At 61.7% G+C, this 24,934-nt stretch carries 21 protein-coding genes; 17 read left to right on the forward strand and 4 right to left on the reverse strand.

What is annotated here, in order from left to right:
- The first annotated feature begins 27 nt into the window (after positions 1 to 27).
- The 11 genes from nuoC to nuoN all read left to right on the forward strand — a co-directional run bounded on the left by nuoC (position 28) and on the right by nuoN (position 13,788).
- Complete coding sequence (gene nuoC, locus QY76_RS08435) at positions 28 to 1,824, forward strand: NADH-quinone oxidoreductase subunit C/D (protein ID WP_034162624.1); 1,797 nt, start codon at positions 28 to 30, stop codon at positions 1,822 to 1,824.
- A gap of 2 nt (positions 1,825 to 1,826) precedes the next feature.
- On the forward strand, positions 1,827 to 2,327 hold the full coding sequence (nuoE, locus tag QY76_RS08440; protein WP_034162623.1) for an NADH-quinone oxidoreductase subunit NuoE: 501 nt from the start codon (positions 1,827 to 1,829) through the stop codon (positions 2,325 to 2,327).
- The gene (gene nuoF / locus QY76_RS08445; protein WP_045424228.1) at positions 2,324 to 3,670 is read left to right on the forward strand and encodes an NADH-quinone oxidoreductase subunit NuoF; all 1,347 of its coding nucleotides are present in this window, start codon (positions 2,324 to 2,326) and stop codon (positions 3,668 to 3,670) included. Before nuoE ends, nuoF begins: the two co-directional genes overlap by 4 nt.
- A gap of 60 nt (positions 3,671 to 3,730) precedes the next feature.
- Positions 3,731 to 6,466 (forward strand): NADH-quinone oxidoreductase subunit NuoG, encoded by a 2,736-nt coding sequence (gene nuoG, locus QY76_RS08450; protein ID WP_045424231.1) that lies wholly within the window; start codon positions 3,731 to 3,733, stop codon positions 6,464 to 6,466.
- Positions 6,463 to 7,440: an NADH-quinone oxidoreductase subunit NuoH gene (gene nuoH, locus QY76_RS08455; protein WP_034162620.1), complete on the forward strand. Its 978-nt coding sequence runs from the start codon at positions 6,463 to 6,465 to the stop codon at positions 7,438 to 7,440. Before nuoG ends, nuoH begins: the two co-directional genes overlap by 4 nt.
- A 17-nt stretch (positions 7,441 to 7,457) precedes the next feature.
- A complete protein-coding gene (nuoI, locus tag QY76_RS08460) occupies positions 7,458 to 8,000 on the forward strand; it encodes an NADH-quinone oxidoreductase subunit NuoI (RefSeq protein WP_005288223.1) in 543 nt (180 codons plus the stop codon).
- Between the two features lie 10 nt (positions 8,001 to 8,010).
- Positions 8,011 to 8,583 carry an NADH-quinone oxidoreductase subunit J gene (gene nuoJ / locus QY76_RS08465; protein ID WP_034162619.1) on the forward strand — a complete coding sequence of 191 codons (573 nt, stop codon included), beginning with the start codon at positions 8,011 to 8,013 and terminating at the stop codon, positions 8,581 to 8,583.
- Entirely contained in the window at positions 8,580 to 8,882 is a 303-nt protein-coding gene (nuoK, locus tag QY76_RS08470) for an NADH-quinone oxidoreductase subunit NuoK (protein ID WP_045424241.1), read from the forward strand. Before nuoJ ends, nuoK begins: the two co-directional genes overlap by 4 nt.
- On the forward strand, positions 8,879 to 10,723 hold the full coding sequence (gene nuoL / locus QY76_RS08475) for an NADH-quinone oxidoreductase subunit L (RefSeq protein WP_045424244.1): 1,845 nt from the start codon (positions 8,879 to 8,881) through the stop codon (positions 10,721 to 10,723). The genes nuoK and nuoL overlap by 4 nt, the downstream gene beginning before the upstream one ends.
- A gap of 77 nt (positions 10,724 to 10,800) precedes the next feature.
- Positions 10,801 to 12,324 (forward strand): NADH-quinone oxidoreductase subunit M, encoded by a 1,524-nt coding sequence (gene nuoM / locus QY76_RS08480; protein ID WP_034162617.1) that lies wholly within the window; start codon positions 10,801 to 10,803, stop codon positions 12,322 to 12,324.
- 6 nt (positions 12,325 to 12,330) lie between these two features.
- Positions 12,331 to 13,788, forward strand: a complete 1,458-nt coding sequence (gene nuoN / locus QY76_RS08485; RefSeq protein ID WP_034162616.1) for an NADH-quinone oxidoreductase subunit NuoN — start codon at positions 12,331 to 12,333, stop codon at positions 13,786 to 13,788.
- 51 nt (positions 13,789 to 13,839) lie between these two features.
- On the opposite strand, the gene QY76_RS19055 is transcribed toward nuoN, so the two are convergent.
- From QY76_RS19055 to QY76_RS08500, 4 genes are all read right to left on the reverse strand, one after another.
- Positions 13,840 to 13,995, reverse strand: a complete 156-nt coding sequence (locus QY76_RS19055; protein WP_167549803.1) for a hypothetical protein — start codon at positions 13,993 to 13,995, stop codon at positions 13,840 to 13,842.
- Between the two features lie 89 nt (positions 13,996 to 14,084).
- Positions 14,085 to 16,388, reverse strand: coding sequence for a beta-glucosidase BglX (gene bglX, locus QY76_RS08490; RefSeq protein ID WP_045424247.1), 2,304 nt, complete (start codon positions 16,386 to 16,388; stop codon positions 14,085 to 14,087).
- Positions 16,389 to 16,627: 239 nt separating this feature from the next.
- Positions 16,628 to 17,164: a cytochrome b gene (locus QY76_RS08495; protein WP_045424251.1), complete on the reverse strand. Its 537-nt coding sequence runs from the start codon at positions 17,162 to 17,164 to the stop codon at positions 16,628 to 16,630.
- Between the two features lie 140 nt (positions 17,165 to 17,304).
- Entirely contained in the window at positions 17,305 to 18,249 is a 945-nt protein-coding gene (locus QY76_RS08500; protein WP_034162613.1) for a sugar glycosyltransferase, read from the reverse strand.
- A gap of 649 nt (positions 18,250 to 18,898) precedes the next feature.
- Here QY76_RS08500 and hybO point away from each other — a divergent pair.
- Genes hybO through hybE form a run of 6 tightly spaced genes read left to right on the forward strand, consistent with a single transcriptional unit; the run spans position 18,899 to position 24,889 of the window.
- Positions 18,899 to 20,023, forward strand: coding sequence for a hydrogenase 2 small subunit (gene hybO / locus QY76_RS08505; protein WP_012849197.1), 1,125 nt, complete (start codon positions 18,899 to 18,901; stop codon positions 20,021 to 20,023).
- Positions 20,024 to 20,026: 3 nt separating this feature from the next.
- A complete protein-coding gene (gene hybA, locus QY76_RS08510) occupies positions 20,027 to 21,010 on the forward strand; it encodes a hydrogenase 2 operon protein HybA (protein ID WP_034162612.1) in 984 nt (327 codons plus the stop codon).
- Positions 21,003 to 22,193, forward strand: coding sequence for a Ni/Fe-hydrogenase cytochrome b subunit (gene hybB, locus QY76_RS08515; RefSeq protein ID WP_045424254.1), 1,191 nt, complete (start codon positions 21,003 to 21,005; stop codon positions 22,191 to 22,193). The genes hybA and hybB overlap by 8 nt, the downstream gene beginning before the upstream one ends.
- Entirely contained in the window at positions 22,190 to 23,893 is a 1,704-nt protein-coding gene (gene hybC / locus QY76_RS08520) for a hydrogenase 2 large subunit (RefSeq protein WP_034162611.1), read from the forward strand. Before hybB ends, hybC begins: the two co-directional genes overlap by 4 nt.
- On the forward strand, positions 23,893 to 24,387 hold the full coding sequence (locus QY76_RS08525) for a HyaD/HybD family hydrogenase maturation endopeptidase (protein WP_034162610.1): 495 nt from the start codon (positions 23,893 to 23,895) through the stop codon (positions 24,385 to 24,387). Before hybC ends, QY76_RS08525 begins: the two co-directional genes overlap by 1 nt.
- Positions 24,377 to 24,889, forward strand: coding sequence for a hydrogenase-2 assembly chaperone (gene hybE, locus QY76_RS08530; RefSeq protein WP_034162609.1), 513 nt, complete (start codon positions 24,377 to 24,379; stop codon positions 24,887 to 24,889). The genes QY76_RS08525 and hybE overlap by 11 nt, the downstream gene beginning before the upstream one ends.
- The last annotated feature ends 45 nt before the right edge of the window (positions 24,890 to 24,934 follow it).

A 24,934-nucleotide genomic window follows, 5' to 3' on the forward strand; every position in this document is an offset into this window, starting at 1 on the left:
TCATTCAATGCGTGGTGATAAAAAATTATGACAGATTCGACGACGCACGATCGCGAGATGCCGGCGTGGCAGACCCACGACCATCTCGACGATCCGGTTATCGGGGAGTTGACCAAGCGCTTTGGGCCGGAGGCGTTTAGCGTCCAGCCAACCCGAACCGGGATGCCGGTGGTGTGGGTCAAGCGCGAGCAGCTGCTGGAGGTGATGGCGTTCCTGAGGCAGCTGCCCAAGCCCTACGTGATGCTGTTTGACCTGCACGGTATGGACGAGCGTCTGCGTACCCACCGCCAGGGACTGCCGGCGGCGGACTTCTCCGTGTTCTACCACCTGATCTCCATCGATCGCAACCGCGATATTATGCTCAAGGTGGCCCTGGTCGAACAGGACCTGCACCTGCCGACGGTGACCCGCCAGTTCCCCAACGCCAACTGGTATGAGCGGGAAACCTTTGACCTGTTCGGCATCACCTTCGACGGCCATCCGCATATGACCCGTCTGCTGATGCCGCGTACCTGGCAGGGGCATCCGCTGCGCAAGGACTACCCGGCGCGCGCCACCGAATTCGATCCCTTCGAGCTGACCAAGCAGAAGCAGGATCTGGAGATGGAGTCCCTCAAGTTCCGCCCGGAAGAGTGGGGGATGCAGCGCGGCACCGCCAACGAAGACTTCATGTTCCTCAACCTGGGGCCGAACCACCCCTCATCCCACGGCGCCTTCCGCATCGTGCTGCAGCTGGACGGCGAAGACATTGTCGACTGCGTGCCGGATATCGGCTATCACCACCGCGGCGCCGAGAAGATGGGTGAGCGTCAGTCCTGGCACAGCTACATTCCCTATACCGATCGCATCGAATACCTGGGCGGCTGCGTCAATGAGATGCCCTATGTGCTGGCGGTGGAGAAGCTGGCCGGGATCGAGGTGCCGGAGCGGGTGAAGGTGATCCGCGTGATGCTCTCCGAGCTGTTCCGCATCAACAGCCATCTGCTGTACATCTCCACCTTTATTCAGGACGTCGGCGCCATGACGCCGGTGTTCTTCGCCTTTACCGACCGTCAGAAGATCTATGACATCGTCGAGGCGGTCACCGGTTTCCGTATGCACCCGGCCTGGTTCCGCATCGGCGGCGTGGCGCATGACCTGCCCAAGGGCTGGGATCGCCTGCTGCGCGAGTTCCTGGAGTGGATGCCCAAACGCCTGGACTCCTACGTCAAGGCAGCGCTGCACAACACCATTCTGAAAGGGCGCTCCGTCGGCGTGGCCGCCTATGGCGCCAAGGATGCGCTGGCCTGGGGCACCACCGGCGCGGGTCTACGCGCCACCGGCATCGCCTTCGACGTGCGCAAGTGGCGGCCGTACTCCGGCTATGAAAACTTCGAGTTTGAGGTGCCGACCGCCAGTAACGGCGACTGCTATGACCGCGTGATGCTGAAGGTGGAAGAGATCCGCCAGAGCCTGCGCATTCTGCAGCAGTGCCTGAAGAACATGCCGGAGGGGCCGTTCAAGGCGGATCACCCGCTGACCACGCCGCCGCCGAAAGAGCGCACGCTGCAGCATATCGATACCCTGATCAACCACTTCCTGCAGGTCTCCTGGGGGCCGGTGATGCCGGCCAACGAGTCGTTCCAGATGGTGGAGGCGACCAAGGGGATTAACAGTTACTACCTGACCAGCGACGGCGGCACCATGAGCTATCGCACGCGTATCCGTACACCGAGCTATGCGCATCTGCAGCAGATCCCGTCGGTGATCCGTGGCTGTCTGGTGTCCGACCTGATCGTGTACCTCGGCAGTATTGATTTTGTTATGTCAGATGTGGACCGCTAATCATGACAGAAAACGTATTGGACAAGGATTCGGTTTTTGTACTCAGCGACAGCGCGCGCGCCGAAATTGAGCATGAAATCGAGCACTATGAAGATCCGCGCGCCGCATCGATTGAGGCGCTGAAGATCGTGCAGAAAGAGCACGGCTGGGTGCCGGATGCGGCGATCGAGGCCATCGCCGAGGTGCTGGGGATCCCGGCCGCCGATGTCGAGGGGGTGGCGACATTCTACAGCCAGATCTTCCGCCAGCCGGTCGGGCGTCACATCGTACGCTACTGCGACAGCGTGGTATGTCATATCAACGGCTATCAGGGTATCAAGGCGGCGCTGGAGCAGACGCTGAACATTCAGCCGGGCGAAACCACCTTCGACGGCCGTTTTACCCTGCTGCCGACCTGCTGCCTGGGCAACTGCGACAAGGGGCCGAACATGATGATCGATGACGATCTGCACGATCACCTGACGCCGGAGCGGGCCCTCGAACTGCTGGAGCGCTACAAATGAGAGAGATTATTCGTACCGCTGAATCGCATCCGCTGACCTGGCGCCTGCGCGATGACCAACAGCCGGTGTGGCTGGATGAGTATCGCGCCAAGAACGGCTACCACGCCGCCGAGCGCGCCCTGAAGGGGATGGCGCAGGACGAGGTGGTGACGCTGGTCAAGGACGCCGGGCTGAAAGGGCGCGGCGGGGCCGGCTTCTCCACCGGGCTGAAGTGGAGCCTGATGCCCAAGGACGAAAGCATGAACGTCCGCTACCTGCTGTGCAACGCGGATGAGATGGAGCCGGGCACCTATAAAGACCGCCTGCTGATGGAGCAGCTGCCGCACCTGCTGGTGGAGGGGATGCTGATCGGCGCCTACGCGCTGAAGGCCTACCGCGGCTATATCTTCCTGCGCGGCGAGTATGTGACGGCGGCGGAGAACCTGCGCCGGGCGATCGACGAAGCCCGCGCGGCGGGGCTGCTGGGCAAGAATATTCTCGGCAGCGGTTTCGACTTCGATCTGTTCGTGCACACCGGCGCCGGGCGCTACATCTGCGGCGAGGAGACGGCGCTGATCAACTCCCTGGAGGGACGCCGCGCCAATCCGCGCGCCAAGCCGCCGTTCCCGGCCAGCGCCGGCGCCTGGGGCAAGCCGACCTGCGTCAATAACGTGGAGACGCTGTGCAACGTGCCGGCGATCGTCGAGCACGGCGCCGCCTGGTACCAGGGGCTGTCCGCCGGCAAAAGTCAGGATGCCGGCACCAAGCTGATGGGCTTCTCCGGGCGGGTGAAGAACCCCGGTCTGTGGGAGCTGCCCTTCGGCACGACGGCGCGTGAAATCTTAGAGGACTACGCCGGCGGGATGCGCGATGGGCTGAAGCTGAAGGCCTGGCAGCCGGGCGGGGCGGGGACTGACTTTTTGACCGAGGCGCACCTGGATCTGCCGATGGACTTCGCCAGCATCGGCAAGGCGGGCAGCCGTCTGGGCACCGCGCTGGCGATGGCGGTTGACCATGAGATCAACATGGTCTCGCTGCTGTGCAATCTGGAGAGCTTCTTCGCCCGCGAGTCCTGCGGCTGGTGTACGCCGTGCCGCGACGGTCTGCCGTGGGGGCTGAAGATTCTGCGCGCGCTGGAGCGCGGCGAGGGGCAGCCGGGGGACATCGAAACCCTTGAGCAGCTGTGCCGCCTGCTGGCGCCGGGTCATACCTTCTGCGCCCACGCCCCCGGGGCGGTAGAGCCGCTGCAGAGCGCGATTAAATACTTCCGCGAAGAGTTTGAGGCGGGGATCGCCCGGGAGACGGTCGGCAACGTCAGCCCCATCCGCGGAATTCAGCCCAACTTACTGAAATCACGCTGGTAATTGAATCTCTTCGCCGTTGACGGCGGGGGGATACGGTTTTCTTATTTTGGAAGCATGTCAATGGCAACAATACATGTAGACGGCAAAGAGTATGACGTCGACGGGGCGGAGAACCTGCTGCAGGCCTGTCTCTCCCTGGGGCTCGACATACCCTACTTTTGCTGGCATCCGGCGCTGGGCAGCGTCGGCGCCTGCCGCCAGTGCGCGGTTAAGCAGTACCAGAACGCGGAGGATACCCGTGGGCGACTGGTGATGTCCTGTATGACGCCGGCCGCCGATGGCACCTATATCGCCATCGATGACGAGGAGGCCAAGCGGTTCCGTGAGAGCGTGGTGGAGTTTTTGATGACCAACCACCCACACGATTGTCCGGTGTGCGAGGAGGGCGGTAACTGTCATCTGCAGGATATGACCGTGATGACCGGCCACCGCCTGCGCCGCTACCGCTTTACCAAGCGTACTCATGAGAACCAGGATCTGGGGCCGTTTATCTCCCACGAGATGAACCGCTGCATCGCCTGCTACCGCTGCGTGCGCTACTACAAGGATTACGCCGGCGGCACCGACTTCGGCGTCTACGGCGCCCACGATAACGTCTACTTCGGACGCCCGCAGAGCGGCACGCTGGAGAGCGAGTTTTCCGGCAACCTGGTGGAGATCTGCCCGACCGGGGTGTTCACCGACAAGACCCACTCCGAGCGCTATAACCGCAAGTGGGATATGCAGTTTGCCCCCAGCGTCTGCCAGCAGTGCAGCGTCGGCTGTAACACCAGCCCCGGCGAGCGCTACGGCGAGCTGCGCCGTATCGAAAACCGCTTCAACGGCACCGTGAACCACTACTTCCTATGCGATCGCGGCCGTTTCGGCTACGGCTATGTCAATCTCAAGGATCGTCCGCGCCGGCCGCAGCAGCGCCGTGGGACGGACTGGATCGATCTCAACGCCGAGCAGGCGCTGCAGGGCGGGGCCGATATTCTGCGCCGCGCCAGCAAGGTGATCGGCATCGGCTCGCCGCGCGCCAGCGTGGAGAGCAACTTCGCCCTGCGTGAGCTGGTGGGGGCGGAGAACTTCTACAGCGGCATCGACGTGGGTGAGCTGAAGCGCCTGAACCTGATGCTGTCGGTGCTGCGCGACGGCGGTATCTACACGCCGTCCCTGCGCGAGATGGAGCAGTACGATGCGGTGCTGATCCTCGGTGAGGATGTGACTCAGACGGCGGCGCGCATCGCGCTGGCCCTGCGTCAGGCGGTGAAGGGCAAGGCGCAGGCCATGGCCGCCGCCCAGCGGGTGGCCGACTGGCAGATCGCCGCGGTGCAGAACATCGGCCAGCACGCCAAGTACCCGCTGTTTATCACCAGTATTGATGAAACTCGCCTGGATGACATCGCCGCCCTGAATTACTGCGCGCCGGTGGCCGACCAGGCGCGCTTAGGCTTTGCTGTGGCGCACGCGCTGGATGAAAACGCGCCGGCGGTCGAGGGGCTGTCGGACGAGGTGCGCCGTCAGGCTGATATCATCGCTCAGGCGCTGGCCGGTGCGCGCAAACCCCTGATCGTGACCGGCAGCGGGGCGGGCTATACCCCGATGATCGAGGCGGCGGCCAACGTGGCGCGCGCGCTGAAGCAGCGTGCGCTGGAGGTCGGCATCACCTTCGTACCGGCTGAGGCCAACAGCATGGGGTTGGCGATGATGGATGCCTCCTCGCTGGATAACGCGCTGGTGCAGCTGGAGCAGGGCTATGCGGATACCGCGATCGTGCTGGAGAACGACCTGTACCGTCATGCGCCGTCGGCGCGCGTCGATGCGGCGCTGGCCAAGGCCAACGGCCTGATCGTCATCGACCATCAGCGCACGGCCATCATGGATCGCGCCGATCTGGTGCTCTCCGCCGCCAGCTTCGCGGAAAGCGACGGTACCTTGGTTAACCAGGAAGGGCGCGCCCAGCGCTTCTTCCAGGTGTTCGATCCTGCGTTCTACGACGATCCGAAGAAGAAGTCGCCGACCATCATGCTGGAGGGGTGGCGCTGGCTGCATGCCCTGCGGGTGAGCGCCGGCCAGCAGGTGCCGGACTGGAGCCAGCTCGATCAGGTGATCGCCGACTGCGTGCAGGCCTGCCCACAGTTCGCCGGCATGGTCGACGCGGCGCCCAACGCCGCCTTCCGGGTGCGTGGGCAGAAGCTGGCGCGTGAGCCGCTGCGCTACAGCGGGCGTACCTCGATGCTGGCCAACATCAGCGTCCATGAGCCGCGCCAGCCGCAGGATAAGGACACCGCCTTTGCCTTTTCGATGGAGGGCTACAGCGCGCCGCAGGCCGAGCGTCAGGAGTTCGCCTTCGCCTGGGCGCCGGGCTGGAACTCCCCGCAGGCCTGGAACAAGTTCCAGGATGAGGTCGGCAGCCACCTGCGCTTCGGCGATCCGGGCGTGCGCCTGATCGCGGCCGGTGACGGCGGATTACCCTATTTCACCCAGGTACCGGCGCCGTATCAGGTGCACGGCTGGGTGATCGCCCCTTACTACCATCTGTTTGGCAGCGACGAGCTGACTCAGCGTACGCCGGTGATCCAGCGCCGCATGCCGCAGGCCTGCGTGCGGGTCTGCCCGGAGGATGCCGCGCGGATGGGCGCGTCGGAGGGGGCGACGATCGAACTGAGCTGCGCCGGCGAGGTGCTGCGTCTGCCGCTGCAGATTAGCCGCCGCCTGCAGCCGGGTCAGGTCGGCCTGCCGCTGGGCATGCCGGGGGTCGCGCCGGTGTTGAACGGCGTTAAAGTGGATTACATGCGGGAGGCTGCGGTATGAGCGTAATAACGCCGGATACGGTGGAGATCCTTCTCACCGTGCTGAAGGCTGTGGTGATCCTGCTGGTGGTGGTCACCTGTGGGGCCTTTATGAGCTTCGGTGAACGCCGTCTGCTGGGGTTGTTCCAGAACCGCTACGGGCCAAGCCGGGTAGGGTGGGGCGGTTCGCTGCAGCTGGTGGCGGACATGATCAAGATGTTCTTCAAGGAGGACTGGGTTCCGCCGTTCACCGATCGCCTGATCTTTACCCTGGCGCCGATGATCGCCTTCTGCTCGCTGCTGCTCTCGTTTGCCATCGTGCCGGTGGCGCCGGGCTGGATGGGGGCCGACCTTAACATCGGCATCCTGTTCTTCCTGATGATGGCCGGGCTGGCGGTGTATGCGGTGCTGTTCGCCGGCTGGTCGAGCAATAACAAATACTCCCTGCTGGGGGCGATGCGCGCCTCGGCGCAGACCCTGAGCTATGAGGTGTTCCTCGGCCTTTCGCTGATGGGGGTGGTGGCGCAGGCCGGCTCCTTCAATATGCAGGTGATCGTCGACTCGCAGAGCCATCTGTGGAACATCATTCCGCAGTTCTTCGGCTTCCTGACCTTTATCATCGCCGGCGTCGCGGTGTGTCACCGTCACCCGTTCGACCAGCCGGAGGCTGAGCAGGAGTTGGCCGATGGCTACCATATCGAATACTCCGGGATGAAGTTCGGTCTGTTCTTCGTCGGTGAATACATCGGTATTGTCACCATCTCAGCGCTGATCGTCACCCTGTTCTTCGGCGGCTGGCACGGGCCGTGGCTGCCGCCGTTTATCTGGTTCGCCCTCAAGACGGCGTTCTTTATGGTGATGTTTATTCTGGTACGCGCCTCCCTGCCGCGTCCCCGCTATGACCAGGTGATGGCCTTCGGCTGGCGGATCTGCCTGCCGCTGACGCTGATCAACCTGTTGGTCACGGCGGCCGTCATTTTGTATCACGCTCAGTAAAAGGGGTGAGTGTAACCATGACATTGAAAGAGTTAGTGGTTGGTTTCGGCACCCAAGTGCGCAGCCTGTGGATGATAGGCCTGCATGCTTTCGCCAAACGCGAAACCAAAATGTATCCGGAGGAGCCGGTATACCTGCCACCGCGCTACCGCGGCCGTATCGTGCTGACGCGCGATCCGGACGGCGCCGAGCGCTGCGTGGCCTGCAACCTGTGTGCGGTGGCCTGCCCGGTCGGCTGCATCTCGCTGCAGAAGGCGGAGACCGAGGATGGCCGCTGGTATCCGGAGTTTTTCCGCATCAACTTTTCCCGCTGTATTTTCTGCGGCATGTGCGAGGAGGCCTGTCCGACCACCGCCCTGCAGCTCACGCCGGATTTTGAGATGGGGGAGTTCCGTCGTCAGGATCTGGTGTATGAGAAAGAGGATCTGCTGATTTCCGGGCCGGGGAAATACCCCGACTACAACTTTTACCGTATGGCCGGTATGGCGATCGATGGCAAAGCCAAGGGCGAGGCCGAAAACGAAGCCAAACCGATCGACGTCAAAGGTCTGTTGCCCTAAGGAGCCGAGCATGGAATTTGCCTTTTACGCTGCGGCGCTGGTGGCCGTGTTGGCGACGATCCGCGTGATCACCCACACCAACCCGGTGCATGCGCTGCTGTACCTGATCGTCTCGCTGCTGGCGGTGGCGGCGGTGTTCTTCTCCCTCGGCGCCTACTTTGCCGGGGCGCTGGAGATCATCGTCTACGCTGGCGCCATCATGGTGCTGTTCGTCTTCGTGGTGATGATGCTCAACCTGGGCCACTCGGTGGTCGAGCAGGAGCGCGCCTGGCTGAAGCCCGGCGTGTGGATCGGTCCGGCGCTGCTGTCGCTGATCCTGCTGGCGGTGGTGCTGTATGCGATTAGCACCCTGCAGGGTGGTGTCCTCGATGGTCGCGCCGTGGATGCCAAGGCGGTGGGGATTGCCTTGTTCGGGCCCTATGTGCTGGCGGTGGAGCTGGTCTCAATGCTGCTGCTGGCCGGCCTGGTGGTGGCCTTCCACATCGGTCGTGAACACCATCCGGGCGAGGTACTGAGCAATAAGGCCGCGTCCCAGGGGACGGCGGCGATGGCGGTACGTAATAAAGCGGAGGAGCGCGCATGATCCCGTTACAACATGGGCTGATCTTGGCAGCCATTCTGTTCGCGCTGGGGCTGACCGGCCTGTTAATCCGCCGCAACCTGCTGTTCATGCTGATCAGTCTGGAGATCATGATCAACGCGGCGGCGCTGGCCTTTGTGGTGGCCGGCAGCGTCTGGGGCCAGGCCAACGGGCAGGTGATGTATATCCTGGCCATCAGTCTGGCGGCGGCGGAGGCCTCTATCGGTCTGGCGCTGTTGCTGCAGCTGCATCGTCGCCGCAACACCCTGAATATCGATACTGTCAGTGAGATGCGCGGATGAACCTACTCTATTTAACCATTCTGCTGCCGCTGCTGGGATTTCTGATCCTGGCCTTTTCCCGCGGCCGTCTGTCGGAGAATCACACCGCGATCATCGGGGTCGGTTCCGTCGGTCTAGCGGCGCTGGTCACCCTGTACGTCGGCGCCAACTTTCTGAGTCACAATGCGGCCGGTGCAGCCTATAGCCAGCATCTGTGGAACTGGATGGCGGTCGGTAACTTTACCATTCCGGTGACCCTCAGCCTGGACGGCCTGTCGCTGACCATGCTGTCGGTGGTGACCGGCGTCGGCTTCCTGATCCACCTGTTCGCCTCATGGTATATGCGCGGGGAGGAGGGCTACTCCCGCTTCTTCGCCTATACCAACCTGTTTATCGCCAGCATGGTGGTACTGGTGTTGGCGGATAACCTGATGCTGATGTACCTCGGCTGGGAAGGGGTGGGGCTGTGCAGCTATCTGCTGATCGGGTTCTACTACACCAATCCGGCCAACGGTGCGGCGGCGATGAAGGCATTCATCGTGACCCGCGTCGGCGACGTGTTCCTGGCCATCGGCCTGTTTATCCTCTACCACCAGCTGGGTACCCTGAATATCCGCGAGCTGATGGTATTGGCGCCGCAGCAGCTGGCGGTCGGTTCGCCGGCCATCACCTGGGCGACGCTGATGCTGCTGGGCGGCGCGGTGGGTAAATCGGCTCAGCTGCCGCTGCAGACCTGGCTTGCCGATGCCATGGCGGGCCCGACGCCGGTCTCTGCGCTGATCCACGCCGCGACCATGGTGACCGCCGGGGTCTATCTGATCGCCCGGACCCATGGCCTGTTCGTGATGGCGCCGGAGGTGCTGCACCTGGTGGGGATTATCGGCGCCGTGACGCTGGTGCTGGCCGGCTTTGCCGCGCTGGTGCAGACGGATATCAAGCGGGTATTGGCCTACTCCACCATGAGCCAGATCGGCTATATGTTCCTGGCGCTAGGGGTACAGGCCTGGGATGCTGCGATTTTCCATCTGATGACCCACGCCTTCTTCAAGGCGCTGCTGTTCCTCTCCTCCGGCTCGGTTATTCTGGCCTGCCACCATGAGCAGAACATCTTCAAGATGGGCGGACTACGCCACAAGTTGCCGCTGACCTACCTGTGCTTCCTGGTGGGCGGGGGGGCACTGGCGGCGCTGCCGCTGGTCACCGCCGGATTCTACAGTAAAGATGAGATCCTGTGGGGAGCGCTGGCCTCGGGCCATGTCAACCTGATGATGGCCGGGCTTATCGGCGCCTTCCTGACCTCGCTGTATACCTTCCGGATGATCTTCATCGTGTTCCACGGCGAGGCGCATACCCAGGCCCATGAGGTGAAGGGGCTGAGCCACAACCTGCCGCTGATCGTGCTGATGATCCTCTCTACCTTCGTCGGGGCGCTGATCACCCCGCCGCTGGCCGGGGTGCTGCCCGCCATGCCTGAGGGTGAGGGGGGCAAGGTGACGCTGGAGGTGGTATCGGCCATCGTCGCCATCGCCGGGGTACTGCTGGCGGCGCGTCTTTATCTGGGGCAGCGCAGCCTGGTCAACGGGATCGCCAACAGCGTGCCGGGGCGTTTCCTCTCCACGTGGTGGTTCCATGCCTGGGGATTCGACTGGCTGTACCGGCAGATCTTTATTAAGCCATTTAAGGCCGTCGCCTGGCTGCTGCGGCGCGATCCGCTCGATCGCATGATGAACCTGTTTGCGCTGGTGGCCCGCTTGGGCAACCGTGCGCTGGCCGTCAGCGAAAACGGGCAGCTGCGCTGGTATGCAGCGTCGATGGGTGTTGGGGCAGTGGTCGTTTTGGCGCTGTTATTATTGGTTAAGTGAATCTCGTTAAAGCGGGTGAGGGGACGACCCCTGTCTCCTCCGTTTGAATGTATTCAGAATAAGGGAAACCAAACGCCATGTTATTACCTTGGCTAATTCTTATCCCGCTGATTGGCGGTCTGCTGTCCTGGCAGGGCGAGCGTCTGGGGCTGAAAGCGCCGCGCTGGATTGCGCTGCTGGCCATGGGCCTGACGCTGCTGCTGTCGCTGTACCTGTGGCTGCAGGGCAACTATGGCTTGACCCAGGCGGCGGGTATTCCACAGTGGCAGTCCAGCTTCATGGTGCCGTGGATCCCGAGCCTGGGCATCTCCTTCCATCTGGCGCTCGACGGCTTGTCGCTGCTGATGGTGGTGCTGACCGCGCTGCTGGGGGTGCTGGCCATCCTCTGCTCCTGGAATGAGATCCATAAGTACCAGGGCTTCTTCCACCTTAACCTGCTGTGGATCCTGGCAGGGGTGATCGGCGTCTTCCTGGCCATCGACATGTTCCTGTTCTTCTTCTTCTGGGAAATGATGCTGGTGCCGATGTACTTCCTAATCGCCCTGTGGGGCCATAAGGGATCCGACGGCAAGACGCGCATCAGCGCGGCGACCAAGTTCTTCATCTATACCCAGGCCAGCGGTCTGGTGATGCTGATCGCCATCTTCGGCCTGGTGTGGGTGCACTACAACGCCACCGGGGTGCTGAGCTTCGACTATGAGGTGCTGCTCAACACGCCGATGAGCCACACGGTGCAGTATCTGCTGATGCTGGGCTTCTTTATCGCCTTTGCGGTGAAGATGCCGGTGGTGCCGCTGCACGGCTGGCTGCCGGACGCGCACAGTCAGGCGCCGACCGCCGGCTCCGTCGACTTGGCCGGTATCCTGCTGAAGACCGCGGCCTATGGCCTGCTGCGTTTCAGCCTGCCGCTGTTCCCGCAGGCCTCGCTCGAGTTCGCGCCTATCGCTATGGCGCTGGGGGTGATCGGGATCTTCTACGGCGCCTGGATGGCCTATATCCAGACGGATATCAAGCGTCTGATCGCCTACACCTCGGTGTCGCACATGGGCTTTGTGATGATCGCCATCTACTCCGGCAGTCAGCTGGCGTTCCAGGGGGCGGTGGTGCAGATGATCGCGCACGGCCTCTCCGCCGCCGGGCTGTTCATCATTACCGGTCAGCTGTATGAGCGCCTGCATACCCGCGATCTGCGCGAGATGGGCGGCCTGTGGGGGCGTGTGAAGTACCTGCCCGCACTGTCGCTATTCTTCGCCGTGGCGACCCTGGGGATGCCGGGCACCGGTAACTTCGTCGGTGAATTTATGATGATGTTCGGCAGCTTCCAGGTGGTGCCGGTGACGACGGTGGTCGCCAGCTTCGGCCTGGTGTTTGCGTCCGTCTATTCGCTGGTGATGATGCAGCGCGCCTACTACGGCGCGCCCAAGTCAGACCAGCCGCTGGCCAGTCTGAGCGTACGTGAGCTGTCGCTGATTCTGCTGCTGGTGGTACTGCTGGTGCTGCTGGGGATCTTCCCGCAGCCGGTGCTAGATACCTCCAGCGCGGCGATGGGCAATATTCAGCATTGGTTCGCTTCTGCTTCAACTTTAACCACAAGGCCGTAAATCGCCATGACAATAACTCCTCAAAATCTGATCGCACTGCTACCGCTGTTGATCGTCGGATTGACGGTGGTGGTTGTGATGCTGTGCATTGCGTGGCGACGCAACCACTTCGTCAACGCGACGGTGACCGTGATTGGCCTGAACGCGGCGCTGCTGTCGCTGTTTCTGGTGGCCGCCGCGGTGCCCAGCGACATTACTCCGCTGATGCATGTGGACGGTTTCTCCATGCTGTACACCGCGCTGGTGCTGCTCTCCGCGCTGGCGACCTGCACCTTTGCCTACCCGTGGCTGCAGGGCTATCCGGATAACCGCGACGAGTTCTACCTGCTGGTGCTGATCGCCACGCTGGGCGGGATCTTGCTGGCCTGCGCCAACCATCTGGCGGCGCTGTTCCTGGGGATAGAGCTTATCTCCCTGCCGCTGTTCGGTCTGGTGGGCTACGCCTATCGCCAGAAGCGCTCGCTGGAGGCGGCGATCAAGTACGCCATTCTCTCGGCCGCCGCGTCCGCCTTCCTGCTGTTCGGCATGGCGCTGCTGTACGCGCAGTCCGGCGATCTCTCCTTTGCCGGTCTGGGCTATGCGCTGGGCGGCAGCATGCTGACCCAGCCGCTGGTGCTGGTGGGGCTGGGCATGATGCTGGTGGGCTTTGGCTTCAAGCTGTCGCTGGCGCCGTTCCAGCTGTGGACGCCGGATGTCTATCAGGGGGCGCCGGCGCCGGTGTCGACCTTCCTGGCGACCGCCAGCAAGATCGCCATCTTTGCCGTGCTGTTGCGTCTGTTCATCCTGCTGCCGGCGACAGACAGCGAGGCGGTGCGCGTGGTGCTGGGCGTCATCGCCTTCTGCTCCATCCTGTTCGGTAACCTGATGGCGGTCACCCAGAGCAACATCAAACGTCTGCTGGGCTACTCCTCTATCGCCCACCTGGGCTATCTGCTGGTGGCACTGATCGCCGTGCAGAGCGAGGGCATTGCGATCGAGACCGCCGGGGTCTATCTGGCCGGCTATCTGTTCGCCAGCCTGTCGGCTTTCGGTATCGTTAGCCTGATGTCCAGCCCCTATAGCGGGCCGGATGCCGAGTCGCTTTACTCCTACCGCGGCCTGTTCTGGCATAAGCCGATTCTGTCGGCGGTGATGACCGTATCCATGCTCTCCCTGGCCGGCATCCCGATGACCCTGGGCTTTATCGGTAAGCTGTTCGTGGTGATGGCGGGCGTCAGCGCCGGGCTGTGGTGGCTGGTCGGCGCGGTGGTGGTCGGCAGCGCGATCGGCCTGTACTACTACCTGCGCGTAGCGGTCAGCATGTACCTACGCGCGCCGCAGACGCTGATCCGCGACACCCCGAATAACTGGGCGCTCACCGCCGGTGGGGTGGTGGTGCTGCTCTCTGGCGTGCTGGTGGTGCTGACGGGGATCTTCCCGCAGACGCTGATTTCGCTGGTACAGCTGGCACAGCCGCTGCCCTGATAGGGGGCACCGATGAGACAATGCCGGGCCAGGGGCCCGGCATTTTTTTATCTAGCGGGTAATGGAGAAAAAGAGATCGCAGGCAAAGGCGCTGATGAAGAAGATACACAGACGGACCCAGGGACTCTCCACGCCCAGCATGATCGACAGCAGGGTCATGCCGAGGCTGAAGATAATCATGACGAGCAGGCTTGGCCAGGTATACATAGCGCTCCCCCTAAAGATACGGCGGCCCCGGCGGCGCCGGGGCGATGAGATTGATTATGCGCCCGCGGGCGCATAAGAAAAGCGCCGGGCTATAACAGCTCGAAGTGGGCGCGCTTCACCCGCTGGACATCGGTGCCGATAAACACGTTGATGCGCCCCGGCTCGATGACCTGCTGCATCTGGGCGTTCCAGAAGCGCAGCTGCTGCGGCGTCAGGGTAAAGCTGACGCGGCGGCGTTCGCCCGGCTGCAGCATCACCTTGCGGAAGTCCTGCAGGCTCTTCAGCGGGCGGCTGATGCTGGCCACGGGATCCTGCAGGTAGAGCTGCAGCACCGTGGCCCCGGCGCGCGGGCCCGTATTGGTGACGGTGACGCTGGCCTCAATCTGCCCATCGCGCGCCATCTGCGGGGCCGACAGGGTGATCTCCGACAGCGTGAAGCGGGTATAGCTCAGTCCGTAGCCGAAGGGGTAGAGCGGGCCGTTGGCCTCATCGAAGTAGTGCGACGTGTACTTCTCCGGCTTTTGCGGATCGTAGGGCCGGCCGGTATTCAGCCGGCTGTAGTAGGTGGGAATTTGGCCGACGGAGCGCGGGAAAGAGATGGGCAGCTTGCCGGAGGGGTTAACGTCGCCGAACAGAACATCGGCGACGGCGTTGCCGCCCTCGGTACCGGGGAACCAGCTCTCCAGGATGGCGTCAGCCTGCTGATCTTCGCGTACCAGGGTCAGCGGACGCCCATTCATCAGCACCAAGACCAGCGGCTTGCCGGTCTGCTTGAGGGCGGCGATCAGATCCCGCTGACTCTGCGGCAGATCGATATGGGTGCGGCTGGAGGCCTCGTGGGCCATCCCCTGCGCCTCGCCGACGACCGCCACCACCGCATCGGCCTGTCTGGCCACGGTGACCGCCTCATCGATCAGCGCCTGGGCGGGACGCGGGTCGACGCTGACGGAGGGGCCGTACTGATTGAGAAACTGGAGAATGTCTGCGTCATTGCTGACGTTGGCGCCGCGCGCGTACAGCACGCGGCCATGGCCGGCCATGGCGTTGCGGATCCCGCTGAGAAGGGTGACGGCCTGCGCAGGCTTGCCGGCGGCCGACCAACTGCCGATCACGTCGCGCTGGCTGTCGGCCAGCGGACCGACGACGGCGAGGGTGCCGCGGCGCGCCAGGGGCAGGGTATCCAGGCGGTTTTTCAGCAGCACCAGCGTTTGGGCGGCGACCGTGCGCGCCTCGGCGCGGTGCAGGCGGCTTTCGGCGTCCGTGTCCTGGGGATCGCTGCCGACGGGGCCGAGATGGCGATAGGGATCGTGGAACAGCCCCATGTCGTACTTCACGTTCAGTACGTGGCGGCAGGCATCATCGACGGCGGCGGCGCTGACCCGGCCGCTTTTCACCAGTCCCGGCAGGTACTGGCTGTAGTATTCGTCGCTCATGCTCATATCGATACCGGACTGGATCGCCAGGCGCACCGCATCCTGGGGATCGCGGGCGACGCCGTGGTTAATCAGCTCCTTAATGGCGCCGTGATCGCTGATGGTGATGCCCTGAAAGCCCCACTGGTCGCGCAGCAGGGTTTTCAGCAGCCAGGGGTCGGCGCTGGCCGGGGTACCGTTAATGGCGTTCAGGGAGACCATCACACCGCCGCTGCCGGCGTCCAGCGCCGCCTTGTACGGGGGAAGGTAGTCCTGGAACATGCGCTGAGGACTCATGTCGACGCTGTTGTAGTCGCGCCCGCCTTCAACGGCGCCGTAGAGCGCATAGTGTTTGACGCTGGTCATCAGCGCATGGCGATCGCCCGGGTGACGCCCCTGCATCGCCTTGACCATCAGACGCCCCATTTCTGAGGTGAGATAGGTATCTTCGCCAAAGCCCTCCGAGGTGCGGCCCCAGCGCGGGTCGCGGGTGATGTCGACCATCGGCGCCCAAGTCATGTTCAGCCCGTCTTCGCTGGCCTCATAGGCCGAGATGCGCCCGACGGTGGTGACCAGATCGCGATCCCAGCTGGCGGCCAGCCCCAGGCTGATGGGAAATACCGTGCGCTGCCCGTGGATGACGTCATAGGCGAAAAACAGTGGGATTTTCATTCGACTGTGCCGCACGGCCTGATCCTGCATGCCGCGGATCCCGGGTCGGGTGACGGTATTGAAGATGGCGCCGACCTGGCCGCCGGCGATCATCGTGTAGACCTTTTCCTTGGGGTTATCGGGGCCGACGCTGATCAGCCGCAGCTGGCCGATTTTTTCCGCCAGGGTCATTCGCTGCAGCATCTGGGTGACAAAGGCGTCTCGGGGCAGGGTGGGATCGGGCCACTGGGTGGGGTAGCCTGACGTTCCGGCCAGCGCCGGCGCCGTCAATAGAGCGCTGATCAGACCGAATGAGCAGAGCCATTTCATGATGTTCACATTTCCTTTGCCTGGGCTGCACGCAGCAGCGTAATCGGAGCGGTACCGGCCTCTCCCAGTGGGGCGCAGTTTAATGCGGTGCGCGGATCATCACGCAGGCTGGGAACGGCGTTTTAAGGATACATATCATACAGGTGAATAGTTGCTTCGTGCTTCTTAATTTATGTTGGATAGGTAAGCGGGGGAGGGGCGGGGCGATCTCAGGCGCCGGCGTCGGCGCCTGAGGCGGATCAGCGCGTTTTTTTCTGCGGCATCATCAGCAGCAGCGCGTTATCACGGATGACATAGTGGTGGAACAGCGCGGCGGCGGTGTGCATAGCGATCAGGGCGTAGCCGATATTGGCCAGCACCACGTGCCACTCTTTTATCACGGACTTCATGGAAGGATCCGGCGTAACCCAGGGGGCGATGGTCATGCCAAACAGCGACCAGCTTTTACCGCCGTAGGCCATCAAGGTGACGCCCAGCAGCGGGATCGCCAGGAACCAGAGGTAGAGCGTCAGGTACATCATGCGCGCCGCCAGATGCTGCCAGCGCGGCGGCGGCGGCAGGATCGGCGGATCCGGCAGGATGTGACGTAGCCCGAGGCGTATCAGCATCGCAATCCATACCAGTACGCCGGCATTGTAGTGAACTTCGCGCATCAATAGATAGGCCGGTGAGTCCTTGGCAAACAGGCCGCGGAACTCAATGCTGATATAGGCGATGGCAATCAGCAGCAGCGTTATCCAGTGCAGGGATATTTGTATTTTACTAAAGCGTTGCATGGTCTCTCACTCTCATGGGTTCGTGACATTGTAGACTAGCTGAAAAATATTAAGAGACCCTTAAAGGGTTTTCTCTGATTTTATCCTGCGATGATGTCTGACACGTCACCCAACGACGCGAATGTCCGTACCTATGGCAATTATATGATGCCGGGCTCAGCCTTTTCCACATGAGGACTCCATTGCTGAAAGTAGCGCCGGGCGTCAATTTTTTCAAAAATAGCGTCGTCGATCGCGCTATTCAGCGAGAGATTTTTGATGTCGATATTATTGGCCTTCATCACCTGGCTTGCATGCAGAAAGGCCGGGATGATCAGCGGTTCTACTTTATCGGCTAAAAAGGTCGGCAGCATGCTGCCCAGGGTCTCATAGAAACGGGGACGGTCGAAATTGTTCATATCCAGCCCGGCGATAAATATCGTATTAAAGCCAAGGTAGGCGACGATCTGCAGCGCCCAATAGACGACGGTGCCCGCGTCGAAGATGCCGCGGCGGATATCCTGGCTGAACCCAATGCTCTGCTCATTGTCGGAAAATTGTATGCTGCGGTCCTGCCCATAGTGCGCCCTAAGCTGGCGAGGCGTGAGGCTGGGGCAATAGACCTTTTCCGCGATATCCTCAATGATGGCCAGGCGGCAGCGGAGGGCGCCGAGGGTAAAGCGGTCGAGGATGCGGGCCATACCGTGAACGGTGGTAAACAGGGTTAATCCGCACTGTTTAATCACCTCCAGAACGACGTCCGGACGCCGATCGATAAACCCCATATCGATGATAACGTAAAAAGTAAAGTCAACCTTGTGATGTAAAAAGTAGGCGCCGTTCACCCCGACGGCGGGCATGGCGGGGAGCTGCTCAAAACAGAGCGTATTGACCGACGGGCCGCTCGCCGTCAGCAGCACCTTACCGTGACTGCTGCGCTGCAGCTGGCTCAGCGGGACGATGGGGATCGGCTGTTTTTTGTAATCTAACGTTACAATTTCACCGCCGTCGCCGCGCGTGATTTTTACGTATGGCCAAAGATTTTCGTTATGGCGATAGGGGCGTGGGTGGGAGTAGCGGTACAGCTGTTTAAAAAAAGAACCCATAATTCATCCAATTAGCTGATATGTAACGCGGGGTGTTCTTAATCGTCATCATAACTTTATTTTTTTGCGGTATTTTTAGCTTAAAGTCTTGTCTGTTGATGCTTTGTTTAACCGTGGTGCGGGGCGCCACCCGCGGCATCTCGTCGGCCCGCCGCGGGCGCTCGGGTGCCGGGAGAGGGCTTCGGTGCAGCATCCTGACCGCTGCCGGAAAAAGTAGCACAGGCGCTGCGTTTTGCGAGGAAGGCGGCGGATCTGCGCCGTAAAAATAAAAGCAATGCTCAGCGCCTATTCTTGGGACTGTGGGAAGAGATATTTACGCTATCGACTGGGCTCTCGGTTAATCAAAAAGAGGGAGGCGGCGGCGCGGCGCGGAGGTCATGACCGTCGCTAAATAATAATCATGTGAAATAGATAGGCTGATAGTTATTAAGGTGTCTAATGGCGCTATAGCATAATTATATGAATTAATTGAGGGCTTTTTGAACAGATGGTCAGGGCTGAATCGCTCTGTTTCACATAAATATCCTTATCGCGTAAAAAAAGCCAGTCAACTTGATGAAGATCAACCACAGCGGGGGGGGCAAATCCTTAGCATTGCGCCCCTGAAAGCATTCCACCAGACGAATGCGCATAAACAGGAAACTGCAGAATGGTTGAGGATTCTTTTTTATCCGCTCACGGCATCAATCGTCGTGACTTTATGAAACTGTGCGCGGGCATGGCCGCCACACTAGGGTTAAGCTCCAATGCGGCGGCGGAAATGGCGGCAGCGATCACCAGTCCGCAGCGTCCTCCGGTTATCTGGATCGGTGCCCAGGAGTGTACCGGCTGTACCGAGGCCCTGCTGCGTTCCACGCACCCGACGCTGGAAACGCTGCTGCTGAATACCATCTCATTGGAATATCATGAGGTACTGTCATCAGCCTTCGGTCATCAGGTTGAAGAAAACCTGCACAACGCCATGGCGCGCTACAAGGGCAAATATGTCCTGGTGGTGGATGGCTCTATTCCGCTGAAAGACGGCGGCGTGTACTGCATGGTGGCCGGCGAGCCTATCGTCGATCAGATCCGTAAGGCCGCCGCCGATGCGGCCGCGGTGATCGCTATCGGCTCCTGTTCCGCCTGGGGCGGCGTTCCGGCTACCGGCGGTAACCCGACCGGCGCTGTCAGCCTGGAAGAGGCGCTGGGTCGTCCGGTGATCAATATCCCGGGCTGCCCGCCTAACCCGCATAACTTCCTGACCACCGTGGTCTACTACATCACCTATGGCAAGCTGCCGGAGCTGGACAGCAAGCACCGTCCGCTGTTCGCCTACGAGCGCCTGATCCACGAGAACTGCGAGCGTCGCCCGCACTTCGACGCAGGCCGCTTCGCCAAAGAGTTCGGTGACTATGGCCACCGTCAGGGCTGGTGTCTGTATCACCTCGGCTGTAAGGGGCCGGAAACCTACGGCAACTGCTCGACGCTGGAGTTCTGCGACATCGGCGGCGGCATCTGGCCGGTGGGCATCGGCCACCCGTGCTACGGCTGTAACGAGCAGGGTGTCGGCTTTACCAAGGGGATCTTCCAGCTCTCCAGCGTAGAAAACCCGACGCCGCGCGCGGAAAAACCGCTGGTGGATAACAAAGAGGGTGGGCATATCTCGCCGACGGCCACCGGTCTTATCGGCGGCGCGCTGGGGATCCTGGCCGGGGTGAGCCTGATGGCTGTGCGTGAGCTGGGTCGCCAGCAGAAGCGTAACCAGGCGGATCAACACGATTCACGGGAGGAGTAAACCGTGAACAGACGAAATTTTCTGAAGTTCGCCTCTGTCGGCGCGCTGGCGGCGGGCACTGCCGCCTCCGGCAGCGCCCAGGCAGCGGCCGAGAACAAGCCGCCGATCCCGACGGCGGTGGGGATGCTGTATGACTCAACGCTGTGCGTCGGCTGTCAGGCCTGCGTCGCGGAGTGTCAGCGACTGAACAAAAATCAGCTGAACCCGAACGGCGATCCGATCTGGTCCAACAACGATAAGCTGACGCCCTATACCAATAACATAATTCAGGTATGGCGTGACGGCACCGGGGTGAATAAGGATCAGGTAGAAAACGGCTACGCCTACATCAAGAAGCAGTGCATGCACTGCGTCGATCCTAACTGTGTCTCTGTTTGTCCGGTCTCTGCGCTGAAGAAGCACCCTGTCACCGGGATCGTCATGTACGATCCTGACGTCTGCACCGGCTGTCGCTACTGCATGGTGGCCTGCCCGTTCGACGTACCGAAGTACGATTACGATAACCCGTTCGGGGCGATTCACAAATGTGAACTGTGTAATCAGAAAGGGTTGGAGCGTATCGATCAGGGTAAACTGCCGGGCTGTGTCGAGGTGTGTCCTGCCGGTGCGGTGATCTACGGTACCCGTGACGAGCTGCTGGCCGAGGCCAAGAAGCGTCTCGCCGCGCGTCCCGGCGCAGAGTATGCCTACCCGCGTCAGACCCTGCACAGCAATGACAGCTATCAGCACCCGGTCGCCCACTATCAGCCTTACGTGTATGGCGAGAAAGAGGGGGGCGGTACCCAGGTTCTGGTTCTGGCGGGCGTGCCTTATGCCAAGCTGGGTATGCCGCAGCTGGATGAGCTGTCTACCGGCGCCCGCTCCGAACACATTCAGCATACGTTGTACAAAGGCATGATCCTGCCGCTGGTGGTCCTGGCCGGTCTTTCGGTAATGACCTATCGAAATACCAAGAATCACCATGACGGAGACGATGATAATGAGTGATCATAAAGCCAGTCCGCTCGGCGGGCGTTTGGTAAGCTGGCCCGTCGTGTTGCTGGCCCCGTTCATCCTGCTGTGCGGGATATTTATCCTGAAGCGTTTGATCTTCGGTATCGGCTCCGTCGCCGATCTGAACGGTGGCTATCCGTGGGGGATCTGGATCGCGTTTGACCTGCTGATCGGCACCGGCTTCGCCTGCGGCGGCTGGGCGCTGGCCTGGGCGGTGTACGTGTTTAACCGCGGCGAATACCACCCGCTGGTGCGTCCGGCGCTGCTGGCCAGCCTGTTCGGCTACTCCCTCGGCGGCCTCTCCATCACCATCGATGTGGGCCGTTACTGGAACCTGCCGTACTTCTACATCCCGGGGCATTTCAATACCTCCTCGGTGCTGTTTGAAACGGCGGCCTGTATGACGGTGTATATCGGCGTGATGGCGCTGGAGTTTGCGCCGGTTATCCTGGAGCGCTTCGGCTGGAAGGTGTCGCTGAAACGCCTGAATAAGGTCATGTTCTTTATTCTGGCGCTGGGTGCGCTGCTGCCGACCATGCACCAGTCCTCCATGGGCTCGCTGATGATCGCCGCCGGTAAGAAGGTGCATCCGCTGTGGCAGAGCTACGAGCTATTGCCGCTGCTGTCGCTGCTGACCGCCTTTATCATGGGCTTCTCCATCGTGGTCTTTGAAGGCTCGCTGGTGCAGGCCGGCCTGCGCGGGCGCGGCCCAGATGAGAAAACCCTGTTTGCCAAGCTGGTGCGGGTGATCCAGGTGTTCCTGCTGCTGTTCCTGGTGCTGCGCTTCGGCGAGCTGGCGATGCATGATAAACTGCACTACCTGTTCCAGTTTGACCGCTACTCCGTCAGCTTCTGGTGTGAGGCCATGCTGATGCTGTTCCCGCTGCTGGCATTCTGCTCTGCGCGCTGCCGTAAAGACTCGCGCATTCTGTTTGTCGGCGCGCTGAGCATGCTGCTCGGTTCGGCCCTGTGGCGCTTGAACTACTCGTTGCTGGCCTTTGTGCCGGGCAACGGCTACGGATATTTTCCAACCTCTGAAGAGGTGCTGATTTCAATGGGCTTTGTGGCTATTGAAGTCGTTGCTTATTTGCTGCTGATCCGGCTGCTGCCGGTGTTGCCAGCGCTTGACCATTTAAAACACCAAGGTTATCAGGCCCAAGGGAAAGCTAAAGTATGAGCCAACGTATTACTATCGACCCGATTACCCGCATCGAGGGCCATCTGCGCATTGACTGCGAGATCGAAAACGGCAAAGTGACTAAAGCCTGGTCATCCGGCACCATGTGGCGCGGGATGGAAGACATCGTTAAGGGTAATGATCCGCGCGACGCCTGGATGATCGTTCAGCGTATCTGCGGCGTGTGTACCACCATCCACGCCATCGCCTCCGTCCGCGCGGTCGAAAGCGCCGTCGGCGCCAAGGTCCCGGTGAACGCGCAGTATATCCGTAACCTGATCCTGGCGGCGCACAGCATTCACGACCATATCGTGCATTTCTATCAGCTGTCGGCGATGGACTGGGTGGACATCACCGCCGCGTTGAAAGCCGATCCGAACAAGTGTGAGGCGATGCTGCAGGGCGTCTCCGCCTGGAAGCTGAACAGCGCCGGCGAGTTCGCCAAGGTACAGCAGAAGATCCGTAACCTGGTCGACAGCGGCCAGCTGGGGATCTTTGCCAACGGCTACTGGGGCCACAAGGAGATGAAGCTCTCTCCGGAAGTGAACCTGATCGCCGTCGCCCACTACCTGCAGGCGCTGGAGTGCCAGCGTGACGCCAACCGCGTCGTCGCTATCCTGGGCGGTAAGTCTCCGCATATCCAGAACCTGGCGGTCGGCGGTGTGGCCAACCCGATCAATCTCAACGCGCCGAGCGTGCTCAACCTGGAGCGCCTGATGTACGTCAAGATGTTCATCGAACGTCTGGGCGACTTCATTGAGCAGGTGTACAAGGTGGACGCGGCGATCATCGCGGCCAACTACCCGGAATGGATGACGCTGGGCCGCGGCGCTCAGCACTACCTGAGCGTGCCGGAGCTGCCGACCGACGGCGACGGCGGTAGCTTCCTGCTGCCGGGCGGCTATATCGAAAACGGTGACATGGCCAACTACCGCCCGATCAATAGCCAGCAGGATCCGTGGTTGATCGCCGGTATCGCCGAGTGCAGCAAGCACTCCTGGTATCAGGATGACGCTAACCTGAAGCCGTGGGAAGGGAAAACCGAGCCGAACTACACCGGCTGGCAGGAGGACGGTAAGTACTCCTGGGTGAAATCGCCGACCCTGTACGGCAAGGTGGTCGAAGTCGGTCCGCTGGCCGATCTGCTGGTGAAGCTGGCAGCCAAGCATGAAGACACCGTTAAACATTACAACGAAGTCAATGGGCTGTACCAGAAGCTGACCGGCAAGACGCTGCAGGTCGAACAGCTGCACTCCACCATGGGGCGCATCATTGGCCGCGCGGTGCGCTGCTGCGTGCTGAAAGATACCCTGATGATGCAGTGGCAGGCGCTGATCGACAATATCGGCAAGGGCGATCACGTGGCCTATATCCCGGCCGAAATCGACCCGAACAAAGAGTACCGCGGCGTCGGCTTCGAAGAAGCGCCGCGCGGCGCACTGTCGCACTGGATCGTCATCAAGGGTGGCAAGATCGCCAACTACCAGGCAGTGGTGCCGTCAACCTGGAACTCCGGCCCGCGCAACGGCCAGGATGAGCCGGGCCCGTACGAGCAGGCGCTGGTGGGGACTCCGGTCGCCGACATTAACAAGCCGCTGGAAGTGGTGCGTACCGTGCACTCCTTCGACCCGTGCATGTCTTGTGCGGTACACGTGGTGAATACCCTGGATGGCGAAACCACCAAGGTGAAAATCCTGTAATGAATACGCTGATTCTCGGGATTGGAAACCTGCTGCTCAGCGATGAGGCGGTCGGCGTGCGTATCGTCGAGCGCCTGCAGCGCGACTATCGCTTTCCGGCCAACGTCGAGCTGATGGACGGCGGCACCGCCGGCATGGAGCTGCTGGAGTACCTGGCCTGCCGCGATCACCTGATCGTGGTGGACGCCGTGCTCAGCGGCAGCGAACCCGGCAGCGTCATCACGCTGCGCGACGACGAGGTCCCGGCGATGTTTAGCCGTAAAATTTCGCCGCACCAGCTGGGGCTGGCCGACGTGCTGTCGGCGCTGCGCCTGACGGACGAGTTCCCGAAAAAGCTGACGTTGGTCGGCATTGAGCCGCAGTCGCTGGAGCCGAACATCGGTTTGACGCCGGCGATCGCCAGCGCGGTGCCGGTGGCGATGGACCGGGTGCTGGCTATCCTGCGTGAGCAGGGGATTCAGGCCCTGCACCAGGGGGATATCCATGCACAGTGAATTCCCGCACGATGAGCCGCCGGAGCAGGGCATGGCCGCCGGGCGCGTGGGGTTCGATAGCGATCCTGCCGCGCAGCTGATCGCGCAGTATCAGCAGATCGCCACGGGCGAAATGCACGATCTGCCGTTCTATCGCGCCGGGATCCCGGTCAGCGCCGTGATGCGTCCGTTCGACGGGCAGTGGATCGGCTGTGTGCTGACGCCGTGGATGCTGAGCGTGGTGATCCTGCCTGGGCCGGATCAGGCCTGGCCGGCGCGTAAGATCGGCGATCGTCTGGCGCTGCAGCTGCCGCGCGGCAACATGACCTTTATGGTCGGAGAGCTGCCGCAGAGCGGACAGCTGCTCTCCTGTTCGCTGATGTCGCCTCTCGATCCCCATCTGGAGGCTGAGCAGGCCGAACAGCTGATGCGCGATACGCTGACCATGCTGCTCTCCCTGCCGGTGACGGAGACCCACGAGGTGGATCTTTCCCGGCGAGCGCTGTTCAGCCGCCGCGGTTAAGCGTCCATAAAAGCAAACACCCCGCAGCGCGGGGTGTTTTTTTAT

Source organism: Edwardsiella sp. EA181011 (assembly GCF_000800725.1).
Taxonomy (GTDB): Bacteria; Pseudomonadota; Gammaproteobacteria; order Enterobacterales; family Enterobacteriaceae; genus Edwardsiella; species Edwardsiella anguillarum.